This window comes from Microbacterium caowuchunii (assembly GCF_008727755.1).
Classification (GTDB): Bacteria; Actinomycetota; Actinomycetes; order Actinomycetales; family Microbacteriaceae; genus Microbacterium; species Microbacterium caowuchunii.
Genome location: NZ_CP044231.1, coordinates 1853749 through 1866155 on the forward strand (window position 1 = coordinate 1853749; position 12407 = coordinate 1866155).

Below are 12407 nucleotides of genomic sequence, written 5' to 3' on the forward strand. Positions count from 1 at the left end.
CCCTGATGGACCATCTGGAAGTCACGCCCGCGCGCCTGCAGACGGCGGCTACGGAGATCCGGCACGCGGCGAAGGCGATCGATGAGCTGGTCGCGCAGCTGGAGCAGGACGCCGCGGGCCTTCGTGCGCAGTGGGCGGGCGAGGCACACGATGCCTTCGACACGGCGCAGGCCCGCTTCACGGAGCTCATGGCCTCGCGGACGGAGCTGGTGGGCACGATCTCCGCCGCCCTGGAGAATCTCGCCGTGGGCTACTCCACCCTTGACCTGGAAGCGGCACGAGCATTGGGGGCGACGGCATGATCCGACGACGTACAGGATGGCTCGCTCTCGGTGGCATGCTGGCTGCGCTCGCGCTGGGGGGCTGCTCGCAGGCGCCCGGCACGGACGACTCGTTCACGGAGCGCATCCCCGCGGCGCTCGAGCGCTCCGACCTCGGGGTCACCGAGTCATGGGCAGACAAGGGCGTCGACGGGCTGACCACGTACCTGTCGGTCGGCGTGAGCCTCGACCGGGACGTGATCTCCGCCGGCGAGCTGCAGCAGCTCATCGCGATCGTGGTCGACGAGAACACGGTCTCCGTCCGAAATCTCCGCCTCTCCGTCGAGGACGAGGCAGGCGAGGACATCGATATCGTCCCGCTCCTGGAGCAGCTGGGGGCCGACCCGCTCGTGGGCACGTTCGTCAGCATCACGTTCGACGAGGCGACCGCCATCGCGGAGGGAGCGGCCTCATGAGCGGGACCGCCGCGAACCAGCGGATCCGGCTCGACGGCGCGATCCTCTCACGTCAGGCCTCCATCCTCGGCGATGCGTCGAGGACGTTCGGGACGGTCTCCGCCCGCGTGGACGCGCCGCTGTCCGCTGACGCGTTCGGGGTCCTCTGCCAGGGGATCCTCGTGCCGGCCGTCACGACGCTGGCCGGCCGGTCACGGGAGCTGCTGGATTCCGCCCGCACCCTCAGCGACCGGATGTCGACCGCCACGGAGGCGGCCACCACGGCGTTCGCCGCGCTGGAGGACGAAGCGGTGCAGACGTTCTCGGGAGATCCCTCGTGAGCGCGGGCAGCGCGATCTGCGGGGAGATCCGGGGCGGCGGCTGGGCGAGCGGTCTTCCGACGAGCGGGCCGGGCGGGGATTCCTGCGCCGACATCCCGGGCATCGCCGGACTGCTTCTGGACTACGTCCGTCCGCTGCGGGACTGGTTCGATCAGCTCCTCGGGGATTCGGCCGGGGTGGCGGGATTCGCCGCGTCCTGGGAAGACTCGGAGCGGTCGTTGCTTCAGCTGCATCCCGAACTCGTCGCCGGCCGAGCGGCGCTGGCGGACCTCGACGGCCGCACGGTCCGGGCGCTCCGGGAACGCTACGAGGACCTGATCGCGCTCAGCCGGGATACCGCGGAGTGGACCGGGGCGACGGCTGCGGCACTGCGGACCGCGTCCCGCATCGTCGATGCGACGAGGTCCTTCGTCTGCGATCTCCTCGTACAGCTCTCCCGCTTCGCGGACGAGCTGTTCTCGTTCACGCTCAACCCCTTCGAAGCCGCCGACCGGGTGCGTGATTTCGCCGACGCGGCGTTCGATCTGGTGGAATCCGCCGGCCGGCTCGTCCAGGACCTGCTCGAAGCGCTGTTCGCGCTCGCCTCGCTCGTCCAGAAGCTCGTCCCGATCGTGGCGGAGGGGCTCGACCACCTGCGGGAAATCCTCGCCCAGATGGCACCGATCGTCGGGCTTCTGGGCGGACTCGCCCTCGGCGGGCTGCCCGGCGGGGTCGGCGGCCTGCTGCTCGGGGGCGCTGTCCAGAACCTCCTGCAGGGCTCCTCGGACGTGGAGGAGCTGGATCCGGACGCCCTCAGCGGAGATCGCCGGGAGGCGTGGGAGAGGTCGCAGAAGGTCACCGAGATCACGTCGCTCGCCGATCTCGTCGGGGTCAACGGCACCACGGACGGGATGGGCGGCGAGGACGCCACCGTCATCGATGTGAAGAAGGTGGTCGGTCCGGACGGCTCCGTGCACTACGTCGTGTCGCTCCCCTCGACGCAGGACTGGCAGCTGGGGGCGGACGCCGGGGCGATGAACGACCGGGATTCGAACCTGGCCCTCCTCATGGACAACCCGCTGCTGCGCAGCGCCTACGAGCGCGCCGTCCTGGAGGCGATGCAGGATGCCGGCGTCCCGGCCGGCGCGGACGTCGTGCTCACCGGGTTCAGCCAGGGCGGCATCATGGCCGCGAACCTCGCCGCCGACGGATCGTTCCCGTACAACACCGTGGGTGTCATCACCAACGGATCGCCGATCGACACCTTCGACATCCCGCCGCACATCCCGGTGTACGCGTTCCAGCACGCGAACGACCCGGTGCCGATGCTCGACGGCAGCGTCGTGGGGGGCACGCCGGCGAACGTGCACCAGATCGTCCTGCCGCCCGCGTCGGATCCCATCGCGGCGCACAACAACGAGCTGTACACCAGCTCTGTACGCGACTGGGAGGAGCGCTACGCGACGACCCACGGCGCTCCCCCGCCCTGGCTGGACCTCTTCGGCGGTCAGGTGGTCGATCACAGCGTCTTCACGGCCGCCGAGGGCCGATGACGAAGGGCGCCGCGTCCGGGATCGGATGCGGCGCCCTTCGTCAGGACGTCAGGAGAACCAGATGCCGAGCTCGCGCGCGGCGGACTCGGGGCTGTCGCTGCCGTGGACCAGGTTCTGCTGGACCTTCAGACCCCAGTCGCGCCCGTAGTCGCCACGGATGGTCCCGGGCGCTGCGGTCGTCGGGTCCGTGGTGCCCGCGAGGGAACGGAACCCCTCGATGACGCGGTTGCCGGCGAGGCGGATGGCGACCGACGGTCCCGACATCATGAACTCCAGGAGCGGCTCGTAGAACGGCTTCCCCTCGTGTTCGGCGTAATGCTGCTCGAGGCGGCCGCGGTCGGGGTCGACGAGTCGGATGTCGACGAGGGCGTATCCCTTCGCCTCGATGCGGGCGAGGATCGCGCCGGTCAGGCCGCGTGCGACGCCGTCCGGCTTGACGAGGACGAGGGTTTCTTCGGTGGCCATGAGGGTTCAGTCTCCGTTCACGAGGGGTTCCTGGGCGGCGAGGCGTGCGTTGCGCCGGTCGAGCGCCGCCCCCTTGATGGTCGCATACGCCCACATCCCGCCGAAAATGAGGGCGACCAGCAGGATGGCGGGCACGAGGAATCCGGCGAGGGCGAGGACCACCTGCATGATCCAGCCGACGGCGATCCCCCAGCGCCAGCGCACGGCGCCGCCGGTGAGGAGCATGAGCAGGGCGAAGACGGCACCGCCGACGATGCCCCACCACGGTTCGATCCCGGCCGGCAGCGCCTTCAGCCCGTAGACGACGAGGCCCGCGAGGAAGACGATGACCGACTCGAAGACGAGCACGATCTGGGCGAGGGATTCCTGTGCGCCGCGCCGGCGACGCACCCGCTGTGCGCGGTCGCTCATGCGGACCACCCGTCCTTCCACGACTCCGCGGCGGCGAGGGCGATGGCCTCGCCCGCGAGCACGACGGAGCCGGCGACGACCACGGCGCGCCGGTCGGATGCCGCGGCCCACTCGCGCGCCGCCTCCGCGGCGGTCGCGAGGTCGTCGTGCACGGTCACCCGGAGGTCCACCTCCTCCACGAGATCGGCGATGGAGTCCGCATCCGTGGCGCGCTCGGAGTCCGGAGCGGTCGCGAACACGTGCGTCGCGATCGGACGGAGCCCGGCGACGATCCCGCGCGCGTCCTTGTCGCCGAGGATGCCGAGGACGACACCCCACTCGTCGAAGTCGAAGGAGGCGCGCAACGCCTCGACGAGCGCCGTGATCCCGTGCGGGTTGTGCGCCGCGTCGACGACCACCGTGGGATTCGCGCCCACGAGCTGCAGCCTGCCGGGCGAGGTCGCCTGGGCGAAGCCCTCGGTGATGACGTCGTCGGACAGCGGCTGCGAGGCCCGCCCGATCAGCGATTCGACGGCGGCGACGGCGAGGGCGGCGTTGCGGCCCTGGTGGGCTCCGTACATCGGCAGGTAGAGCTCGGCATACGTGCCGGCGAGCCCGCGGATGTCGAGCAGCTGCCCGCCGACGGCCAGGCGCCCGTCGGTGAGGGCGAAGTCCTGACCTTCGAAGGCGATCGTGGCGCCGACCCGTGCGGCCTGGGCGCGCAGCACGGCCTCGACCTCCGGCGCCTGTGCGGCCGACACGGCCGCGGCATCCGGCTTGATGATCCCGGCCTTGACCGTCGCGATCTCGGCCAGGGTGTCGCCGAGCCGGTCGGCGTGGTCCAGCCCGATGGGTGCGATCACCGCCACGTCGCCGTCGGCCGTGTTCGTGGAGTCCCAGGACCCGCCCATGCCGACCTCGACCACGGCCACGTCCACGGGCGCATCCGCGAAGGCGACGAACGCCAGCACGGTGAGCAGCTCGAAGAACGTGAGCGGGGCGTCACCGGCGCCGGCGAGCTCCGCATCGACCATGTCCACGAACGGCTCGATCTCGTCCCACGCGTCCGCGACGACCGCGTCCGCGATGGGCTCCCCGTCGATCATGATCCGCTCGGTGAACCGCTCGAGGTGCGGGCTCGTGAACAGGCCGGTGCGCAGGCCCGAGGCGCGCAGGATGCTCTCCGCGATCCGACTCGTCGAGGTCTTCCCGTTCGTACCCGTGACGTGGACGACGCGGTAGGTGTGCTGCGGATCGGCCAGCAGCTCCAGCACGCGCCGGGTGCGCTCGACGCGCGGCTGCACCCACTGCTCCCCCTGACGGGTGAGGAGCGCCTCGTAGACGGCATCCGCGCGACGGCGGTCGTTCTCTGCCCCGGTCATGCGGTCGCTCCGATCCGGGTGACGCCCACGGTGAACGCTCCCCTGTTCGCGTACGTGCCCGGCGCGACCGTGGCGGAATAGCCCGGGTCGCCTGCGGCGTCGAATGTGCTGCCGACCACGACGGCGCCGTCCACCGTGGCGCTGCGGGCGAGCGTCTCCCCCGCGATGTCGGCCGTGTCGAAGGCGGCACGGACCGCCTCGCCGTCCGCGGTGTCCTCGAAGGAGAGCGCGAGGGCGATCCGGTCGCTGACCTCGAATCCGGCGGCCTTGCGGGTGTCCTGCACCGCACGGATGACGTCGCGGGCGAGTCCCTCCGCCTCCAGCTCGGGCGTCGTCGCCGTGTCCAGCAGGACGAATCCGTCTCCGGACAGCACGGCCAGCGCCTCGCCCTCCGGCCGTCCGCTGGTCTCCAGCACGAGGGCGTACTCGGACGGTTCCAGGGCGATCCCGCCGGCGATCACGCGACCGTCCGTCTCCGACCAGTCACCCGCCTTCGCCGCCTTGATGACCTGCTGCACCTGCTTGCCCAGACGCGGACCCGCCGCCCTGGCGTTCACCGTCAGGCGGTGCGTGATCCCGTACTCCAGCGCGGTGCCGTCTTCCAGTTCCACGAGCTCGACGCTCTTCACGTTGAGCTCGTCGCGGAGGATGTCGTCGAACTGTCCGAGCGCTGCGGCGTCGGGCACGACGACGGTCAGACGCGGCAGCGGCAGACGGACCCGCTTGCCCTCACGCTTGCGCAGCGCGTTGGCGACGGAGGAGACCTCGCGGACGGCGTCCATCGCGGTGCGGATGTCGGATGCGTCCGGGAACGCCTCGGCGTCCGGCCAGTCCTGCAGGTGGATGCTGCGTCCGCCGGTGAGCCCCTGCCACACGCGCTCGGAGACGAGCGGGATGAGCGGAGCCGCGACGCGGGTGAGCGTCTCCAGCACGGTGTACAGCGTGTCGAACGCCTCCGTGCTGAGCGGGTCCTCCGCGGACACGCCCTGCCAGAAGCGATCGCGTGAGCGGCGGATGTACCAGTTCGTCAGGACCTCGGCGAAGTCGCGCAGCTTGGCGGCGGCCGTCGTCGAGTCGAGCGCCTCGAGGTCCGCCGCCACGCCGCGAACGAGGTCGCCGGTGAGGGCCAGGATGTAGCGATCGAGCACATCGGTCGAGTCGGTGCGCCAGCTCGCCTGATAGCCGGATCCTTCCTCGCCGCCGGCCGCGTTCGCGTAGGTGGCGAAGAAGTACCACGTGCTCCACAGCGGCAGGAGGAACTCCCGCACCCCGGCACGGATGCCCTCCTCCGTCACCACGAGGTTGCCGCCGCGCAGCACCGAGCTCGACATGAGGAACCAGCGCATGGCGTCCGATCCGTCACGGTCGAACACCTCGCTCACGTCCGGGTAGTTGCGCAGCGACTTGGACATCTTCTGCCCGTCGCTGCCGAGCACGATGCCGTGGCAGGAGACGCCGGTGAACGCCGGCCGGTCGAACAGCGCGCCGGAGAGCACGTGCATGACGTAGAACCAGCCTCGGGTCTGGCCGATGTACTCCACGATGAAGTCGGCGGGCGAGTGCGTGTCGAACCACTCGCGGTTCTCGAACGGATAATGCACCTGCGCGTACGGCATCGAGCCGGAATCGAACCACACGTCGAAGACGTCCTCGATGCGCCGCATCGTGCTCCGCCCGGTCGGGTCGTCCGGGTTCGGCCGGGTGAGGTCGTCGATGTACGGACGGTGCAGATCCACGTTGCCCTCGGGGTCCCGGGGCAGGCGGCCGAAGTCCCGCTCGATGTCCTCCAGCGACCCGTACACGTCCACGCGCGGGTACTCCGGGTCGTCGCTCTTCCACACCGGGATCGGCGAACCCCAGTAGCGGTTGCGGCTGATGGACCAGTCGCGCGCGCCCTCCACCCACTTGCCGAACTGACCGTGCTTGACGTTCTCCGGCGCCCAGGTGATCTGCTCGTTGAGCTCGATGAGCCGGTCTTTGATGTCGGTGACGCGCACGAACCAGCTGGACACGGCCTTGTAGATCAGGGGGTTCCGGCAGCGCCAGCAGTGCGGGTAGGAGTGCTCGTAGCTGGCTTCGCGGAGGAGACGACCGGCCTGGCGGAGCAGCCGGATGAGCGGACGGTTGGCGTCCATCCACAGCTCGCCCGCGACATCCGAGACCTGCGGCAAGAAGCGCCCGCCGTCGTCGAGACTGACGATCGTGGGCAGGCCCGCCGCATCCGCGAGGCGCTTGTCGTCCTCACCGAAGGCGGGCGCCTGGTGCACGATGCCGGTGCCGTCGGTGGTGGTGACGTAGTCGTCGACGAGGATGTGCCAGGCGTTCGCGGTGCCCCATGCCTCGGCGTCCGCGTAGTAGTCGAAGAGCCGGTCGTAGGCGACGCCCCCGAGCTCGGCGCCGGTCAGGGTCTGCTGCACGGCGTCGCGCGCCGCATCCACCGACTCGTAGCCGAGGTCCTTCGCGTACCCGCCGAGCAGGTCCTCGGCGAGCAGGTACCGGTGCGCCGACGCCTCGAGCAGGTCGTCCGCCGAGCCGTCCGGCGTGTGGTGCACGTCGGCAGCCCCCGCGGGTCCCGCGGGCAGGACGACGTAGCGGATGGCGGGGCCGACGGCCAGGGCGAGGTTGGTCGGCAGCGTCCACGGCGTGGTCGTCCAGGCGAGGGCGCGGACGCCGGTCAGGCCGAGCGACTCCGCCTTCGCTCCGACGAGGGGGAACGTGACCGTGACCGAGGGGTCCTGGCGCATCTTGTAGACGTCGTCGTCCATCCGCAGCTCGTGCGAGGACAGCGGGGTCTCATCACGCCAGCAGTACGGCAGCACCCGGTAACCCTCGTAGGCGAGGCCCTTGTCCCACAGGCTCTTGAACGCCCAGAGGACGGATTCCATGTACCCCGTGTCGAGCGTCTTGTACCCGCGTTCGAAGTCCACCCACCGCGCCTGGCGCGTGACGTACGCCTCCCATTCCTGGGTGTACTCGAGCACCGAGGAGCGCGCCTTCGCATTGAAGGTCGCGACCCCCATCCGCTCGATCTCCTCCTTCTCGGTGATGCCGAGCTGCTTCATCGCCTCGAGCTCGGCCGGGAGTCCGTGCGTGTCCCAGCCGAAGACGCGGTCGACCTTCTTCCCGCGCATGGTCTGGAAACGGGGGAAGAGGTCCTTGGCGTACCCGGTCAGCAGGTGACCGTAGTGGGGCAGGCCGTTGGCGAAGGGAGGGCCGTCGTAGAACACCCACTCCGGCGCGCCCTCACGCTGCTGGACAGAGGCCAGGAAGGTCTGGTCGGTACGCCAGAAATCCAGCACGTCGCGCTCGATGTCGGGGAACCGAGGGCTCGGAGTGACCGTGGGGACGGCGGCGGGGCCGAAGGCGGAAGGTCGGGGATAGGTCATCGTCATCTCGCAGGGGAAGTCGAATGCGGCCTGCCGGGACGATCTCACCGAGACCGCGGTACCACCCTGCATTGCCGGATCACTCCGACCACTCTCACTGCGGCGATGACGGGCCTGCCCCGCTCGGTTCTACTGGGCGCGAACGCTGTTCTTCCGAGAGCTCCCCGGTGATGTCCGGATCGATGCTGGTGCTCATGATCCTACCGCGCCGCGCGGGATCACGGGGGCCGGATCGCGCCCGGGGTGCGGGGGCGGCTCAGGACTCGAAGCGACCGGCGAAGGGGCCGAGATCGTCACGCAGCTGCCGCAGCGCCTCGGCATCCATCCCCACCCGCGCCATGACCTGCTCCGGAACGGTGACCGCACGGTCGCGGAGCGCCCGCCCTTCGTCGGTCAGCGCGATCTCGAGCACCCGCTCATCGGTCGCGCGGCGCCCCCGGGTGACCCGCCCCTGCGCCTCGAGGCGCTTGACCAGCGGGGAGAGGGTCGCCGGCTCCATGGCCAGTTCCGCAGCGAGCTCGCCGAGCGCCCGTGGCGCCCGCTCCCAGAGCGCGAGCATGACGAGGTACTGCGGGTGGGTGAGTCCGAGGGGCTCCAGGATCGGCCGGTAGATCGACACCACGTTGCGCGCGGCGGTCACCAGGGCGAAGCACACCTGGTTCTCGAGGCGGAGGAGATCGTCGGACACGGGACGACACTACCGCAATTCATTAGTACACTAAGGATCATGGCACGAACGGATGGCGACGCCCCCCGGATCCCGCTGCGCGAGCGCGTACGCGAGGCCGGCGGCTGGTACGCCTGGATCAACACCAGCCTCATCAGGATGGCGGGCCCCGCATCCGTCGGGCCCTACGAGACGACCCCGGAGCCGGTCCGCACCGAGCGGCCCTGCCCGCTGTGCGGCCAGCCGATGTCGGCGCACACGTTCGACCGCTCCGGGCCGAAGCCCCTCATGCACTGCCCCTGAGCCCCTCGGCTCCGGGCGCGGGCCGACCTCAATCGAGGCTGACCGAACCGTCCTCGCGGAGCGTCCATCCCGGGTTGTGCGCCACCTCCCACGGATGCCCGTCCGGATCGATGAACACCCCCGAGTACCCGCCCCACTCGGTGGCCGCCCCGGCGCGGCCTATCCTCGCCCCGGCGCGGGCGGCCTGGGCGAGCACCTCGTCGACCTCGTCCGGCGTCCGCACGTTGTGCGCGAGCGTCACACCGCCCCATCCCCCGCCGTCCGTCACGGCAGAATCCGCGGCGAGCTGCGTGCGGCTCCAGAGCGCGAAGACGATCGCGCCGGTCTGGAAGAAGAGGATCTCTCCAGGGACCGACGACGGATGCGGCAGCCACCCGAGCGCCCGATAGAACGCCTCGGCGCGCCCGAGGTCTCCGGTGCCGAGCGTCACGAGACTCAGACGTTGCTCCATGGGAAGACTCCGTTCAGGCGTGACCTGCGCGCTCCATCGCGCGCAACTCCTTCTTGAGGTCCTGGACCTCGTCGCGCAGACGCGCCGCCAGCTCGAACTTCAACTCGGACGCGGCAGCCAGCATCTGGTCGGAGAGATCCGCGATCGTCGACTCGAGCTGCATCGCCCCCTCCGCCGCGATGCCCTCGCGACGCAGGCTCGGGGTGGGCGCCTTGCCCTTGCCCTTACCCTTGTCCCCCTTGCGCGCCAGCATCGCCTTGGTGTCGGCGCCTTCGCGGATGAGCGCGTCGGTGATGTCGGCGATCTTCTTGCGCAGCGGCTGCGGATCTATGCCGTGCTCGAGGTTGTACGCGATCTGCTTCTCACGTCTGCGGTCGGTCTCCTCGATCGCCGTGCGCATGGAGTCGGTCATCTTGTCGGCGTACATGTGCACTTCGCCGGAGACGTTGCGCGCGGCGCGGCCGATCGTCTGGATCAGCGAGGTGCCGCTGCGGAGGAACCCCTCCTTGTCCGCGTCGAGGATCGACACGAGAGACACCTCGGGGAGGTCGAGACCCTCACGCAGCAGGTTGATGCCCACCAGCACGTCGTAGACCCCGGCGCGCAGCTCCGAAAGCAGCTCGACGCGGCGGAGGGTGTCGACGTCCGAATGCAGATAGCGCACCCGCACCCCGTGCTCGCTCAGGAAGTCGGTGAGCTCCTCGGCCATCTTCTTCGTGAGGGTCGTGACGAGGATGCGCTCGTCCCGCTCCACCCGCAGCCGGATCTCCTCCAGCAGGTCGTCGATCTGCCCCTTCGAGGGTTTGACGACGATCTGGGGGTCCACGAGACCGGTCGGGCGGATGATCTGCTCGACCACCCCGTCGGCGATGCCCATCTCGTACCGACCGGGCGTCGCGGACAGGTACACCGTCTGCCCGACCCGGTTCTTGAACTCGTCCCAGCGCAGCGGCCGGTTGTCCATCGCGGAGGGCAGCCGGAAGCCGTGCTCCACGAGCGTGCGCTTTCGCGAGGCATCCCCCTCGTACATCGCGCCGATCTGGGGCACCGTCACGTGGGACTCGTCGATGACCAGCAGGAAGTCGTCGGGGAAGAAGTCGAGCAGCGTGTGCGGCGGCTCCCCGGGCATGCGGCCGTCGAGGTGGCGCGAGTAGTTCTCGATCCCCGAGCAGAAGCCGAGCTGCTGGAGCATCTCGAGGTCGAACGTCGTGCGCATGCGCAGCCGCTGGGCCTCCAGGAGCTTCCCCTGCCGTTCGAACTCCTTGAGCCGCTCCTCCAGCTCGTGCTCGATCGTCCCGATCGCCCGCTGCACGACATCGGTGCCGGCGACGTAGTGCGACGCGGGGAAGATCGGGACCGAGTCCATCTTCTGCACGACGTCGCCGGTGAGCGGATGCAGCATGTAGAGCGCCTCGATCTCGTCGCCGAAGAGCTCGATGCGGATCGCGTACTCCTCGTAGACGGGGATGATCTCGATCGTGTCGCCCCGGACGCGGAAGTTGCCGCGCGAGAAGTCGACGTCGTTGCGGTTGTACTGCATGGCGATGAAGTGCCGGATCAGTGCGTCGCGGTCGTAGCGCTCCCCCACCTGCAGGGCCACCATCGCGCGCAGGTACTCCTCCGGGGCACCGAGACCGTAGATGCAGGAGACCGTGCTCACCACGACGACGTCGCGCCTGCTGAGCAGCGAGTTGGTGGTCGAGTGACGCAGCCGCTCGACCTCCGCATTGATCGACGAGTCCTTCTCGATGAAGGTGTCCGTCTGCGGGACGTACGCCTCCGGCTGGTAGTAGTCGTAGTACGACACGAAGTACTCGACGGCGTTGTTGGGCAGAAGATCCCGGAACTCGTTCGCCAGCTGTGCCGCGAGCGTCTTGTTGTGTGCCATGACGAGAGTGGGTCGCTGCACCTGTTCGATGAGCCACGCCGTGGTCGCCGATTTACCGGTACCCGTGGCACCCAGGAGCACGACGTCGGTCTCGCCGGCGTTGATGCGTGCCGCCAGCTGCGCGATCGCCTGCGGCTGGTCACCGCTCGGGACGTACTCGCTGATGACCTCGAACGGTCGGACGGATCGTGTGGTCTGCACTCATCCAGCGTAAGCCGCTCCCCCGACATCGGGGCGGTCGCGGTCCGTCCAGCCGGCGGGCGCCCCTCCGGCTCAGGCGGTCAATCGCTCCCACAGCGCGTCCGTCTGGGCGAGCGTCTCCGCCATCGTCCCCGCCGTCTCGATGACCACGTCCGCCACGGCCAGCCGCGCCTCATCGCCCACCTGGGCGGCCACCCGGCTGACCGCCTCAGCCCTGGAGAGCCCCCGCACCGAGATCAGCCGCTCGATGCGCACGTCCTCGGGGGCGTGCGCGACGACGATGAGATCCCAGGGGTCCTCGCTCCGCGCCTCGACCAGCAGTGGGACGTCGTACACGACCACCGCGTCCGGATCCGCGGCGAAGGCGGCCGCGAAGCGCGCCGCCGACTCGCGCCGGACGGCGGGGTGGACGATCGCGTTGAGCGTCGCCCTGGCCGCATCGTCGGCGAACACCACGGCGCCGAGCCGGGCCCGGTCGAGGGAGCCGTCCGCGGTGAGCATGTCCGCCCCGAATTCGGCGACGATGGCGGAGAGGACGTCGGACCCGCGCGCCTGCACCTCCCGGACGATCTGATCGGCGTCGATCACCACCGCGCCGTGGTCGGCGAGACGGCGGGCGATCGTGGACTTCCCGGAGGCTATTCCCCCGGTGAGGGCGATGAGCGGCATGATCCGAGCATGCCACG

13 protein-coding genes are annotated in these 12407 nt (G+C 70.0%); 5 read left to right on the plus strand and 8 right to left on the minus strand.

Features of this window, described 5'->3' with window-relative positions:
- Nucleotides 1–5: 5 nt before the first annotated feature.
- Genes F6J84_RS15485 through F6J84_RS08880 form a run of 4 tightly spaced genes read left to right on the plus strand, consistent with a single transcriptional unit; the run spans nucleotide 6 to nucleotide 2588 of the window.
- Entirely contained in the window at nucleotides 6–302 is a 297-nt protein-coding gene (locus tag F6J84_RS15485; protein WP_191905621.1) for a WXG100 family type VII secretion target, read from the plus strand.
- Nucleotides 299–736, plus strand: coding sequence for a hypothetical protein (locus tag F6J84_RS08870; RefSeq protein WP_150973083.1), 438 nt, complete (start codon nucleotides 299–301; stop codon nucleotides 734–736). The genes F6J84_RS15485 and F6J84_RS08870 overlap by 4 nt, the downstream gene beginning before the upstream one ends.
- The gene (locus F6J84_RS08875) at nucleotides 733–1056 is read left to right on the plus strand and encodes a hypothetical protein (protein WP_150973085.1); all 324 of its coding nucleotides are present in this window, start codon (nucleotides 733–735) and stop codon (nucleotides 1054–1056) included. The genes F6J84_RS08870 and F6J84_RS08875 overlap by 4 nt, the downstream gene beginning before the upstream one ends.
- Nucleotides 1053–2588 (plus strand): alpha/beta hydrolase, encoded by a 1536-nt coding sequence (locus F6J84_RS08880; RefSeq protein WP_150973087.1) that lies wholly within the window; start codon nucleotides 1053–1055, stop codon nucleotides 2586–2588. Before F6J84_RS08875 ends, F6J84_RS08880 begins: the two co-directional genes overlap by 4 nt.
- Nucleotides 2589–2636: 48 nt before the next feature.
- On the opposite strand, the gene ndk is transcribed toward F6J84_RS08880, so the two are convergent.
- From ndk to F6J84_RS08905, 5 genes are all read right to left on the minus strand, one after another.
- Complete coding sequence (ndk, locus tag F6J84_RS08885) at nucleotides 2637–3053, minus strand: nucleoside-diphosphate kinase (RefSeq protein ID WP_150891676.1); 417 nt, start codon at nucleotides 3051–3053, stop codon at nucleotides 2637–2639.
- Between the two features lie 6 nt (nucleotides 3054–3059).
- Nucleotides 3060–3464 carry a DUF4233 domain-containing protein gene (locus F6J84_RS08890; protein WP_150973089.1) on the minus strand — a complete coding sequence of 135 codons (405 nt, stop codon included), beginning with the start codon at nucleotides 3462–3464 and terminating at the stop codon, nucleotides 3060–3062.
- Nucleotides 3461–4825 (minus strand): bifunctional folylpolyglutamate synthase/dihydrofolate synthase, encoded by a 1365-nt coding sequence (locus tag F6J84_RS08895; RefSeq protein ID WP_150973091.1) that lies wholly within the window; start codon nucleotides 4823–4825, stop codon nucleotides 3461–3463. The genes F6J84_RS08890 and F6J84_RS08895 overlap by 4 nt, the downstream gene beginning before the upstream one ends.
- Nucleotides 4822–8211 (minus strand): isoleucine--tRNA ligase, encoded by a 3390-nt coding sequence (gene ileS / locus F6J84_RS08900; protein ID WP_150973093.1) that lies wholly within the window; start codon nucleotides 8209–8211, stop codon nucleotides 4822–4824. Before ileS ends, F6J84_RS08895 begins: the two co-directional genes overlap by 4 nt.
- 256 nt (nucleotides 8212–8467) lie before the next feature.
- Nucleotides 8468–8899: a MarR family winged helix-turn-helix transcriptional regulator gene (locus F6J84_RS08905; RefSeq protein WP_150973095.1), complete on the minus strand. Its 432-nt coding sequence runs from the start codon at nucleotides 8897–8899 to the stop codon at nucleotides 8468–8470.
- A gap of 39 nt (nucleotides 8900–8938) precedes the next feature.
- On the opposite strand from F6J84_RS08905, the gene F6J84_RS08910 reads away from it, so the two are divergent.
- Complete coding sequence (locus F6J84_RS08910; RefSeq protein WP_150973098.1) at nucleotides 8939–9181, plus strand: hypothetical protein; 243 nt, start codon at nucleotides 8939–8941, stop codon at nucleotides 9179–9181.
- Between the two features lie 28 nt (nucleotides 9182–9209).
- Here the strand turns inward: F6J84_RS08910 and F6J84_RS08915 are convergent, their stop codons facing one another.
- The 3 genes from F6J84_RS08915 to coaE all read right to left on the minus strand — a co-directional run bounded on the left by F6J84_RS08915 (nucleotide 9210) and on the right by coaE (nucleotide 12390).
- Nucleotides 9210–9632 carry a VOC family protein gene (locus F6J84_RS08915; protein ID WP_150973100.1) on the minus strand — a complete coding sequence of 141 codons (423 nt, stop codon included), beginning with the start codon at nucleotides 9630–9632 and terminating at the stop codon, nucleotides 9210–9212.
- 13 nt (nucleotides 9633–9645) lie between these two features.
- Nucleotides 9646–11721 (minus strand): excinuclease ABC subunit UvrB, encoded by a 2076-nt coding sequence (gene uvrB, locus F6J84_RS08920; protein ID WP_150973102.1) that lies wholly within the window; start codon nucleotides 11719–11721, stop codon nucleotides 9646–9648.
- A 72-nt stretch (nucleotides 11722–11793) separates the two neighbouring features.
- Complete coding sequence (gene coaE / locus F6J84_RS08925) at nucleotides 11794–12390, minus strand: dephospho-CoA kinase (RefSeq protein WP_150973104.1); 597 nt, start codon at nucleotides 12388–12390, stop codon at nucleotides 11794–11796.
- Nucleotides 12391–12407 lie beyond the last annotated feature (17 nt).

Bases quoted from the DNA above. Each gene is read 5' to 3' on its own strand.
- F6J84_RS08915 (WP_150973100.1), bottom strand. From the start codon at position 9,632: ATGGAGCAACGTCTGAGTCTCGTGACGCTCGGCACCGGAGACCTCGGG.
- F6J84_RS08895 (WP_150973091.1), bottom strand. From the start codon at position 4,825: ATGACCGGGGCAGAGAACGACCGCCGTCGCGCGGATGCCGTCTACGAG.
- F6J84_RS15485 (WP_191905621.1), top strand. From the start codon at position 6: ATGGACCATCTGGAAGTCACGCCCGCGCGCCTGCAGACGGCGGCTACG.
- coaE (WP_150973104.1), bottom strand. From the start codon at position 12,390: ATGCCGCTCATCGCCCTCACCGGGGGAATAGCCTCCGGGAAGTCCACG.
- F6J84_RS08875 (WP_150973085.1), top strand. From the start codon at position 733: ATGAGCGGGACCGCCGCGAACCAGCGGATCCGGCTCGACGGCGCGATC.
- ileS (WP_150973093.1), bottom strand. From the start codon at position 8,211: ATGACCTATCCCCGACCTTCCGCCTTCGGCCCCGCCGCCGTCCCCACG.
- ndk (WP_150891676.1), bottom strand. From the start codon at position 3,053: ATGGCCACCGAAGAAACCCTCGTCCTCGTCAAGCCGGACGGCGTCGCA.
- F6J84_RS08910 (WP_150973098.1), top strand. From the start codon at position 8,939: ATGGCACGAACGGATGGCGACGCCCCCCGGATCCCGCTGCGCGAGCGC.
- F6J84_RS08870 (WP_150973083.1), top strand. From the start codon at position 299: ATGATCCGACGACGTACAGGATGGCTCGCTCTCGGTGGCATGCTGGCT.
- F6J84_RS08890 (WP_150973089.1), bottom strand. From the start codon at position 3,464: ATGAGCGACCGCGCACAGCGGGTGCGTCGCCGGCGCGGCGCACAGGAA.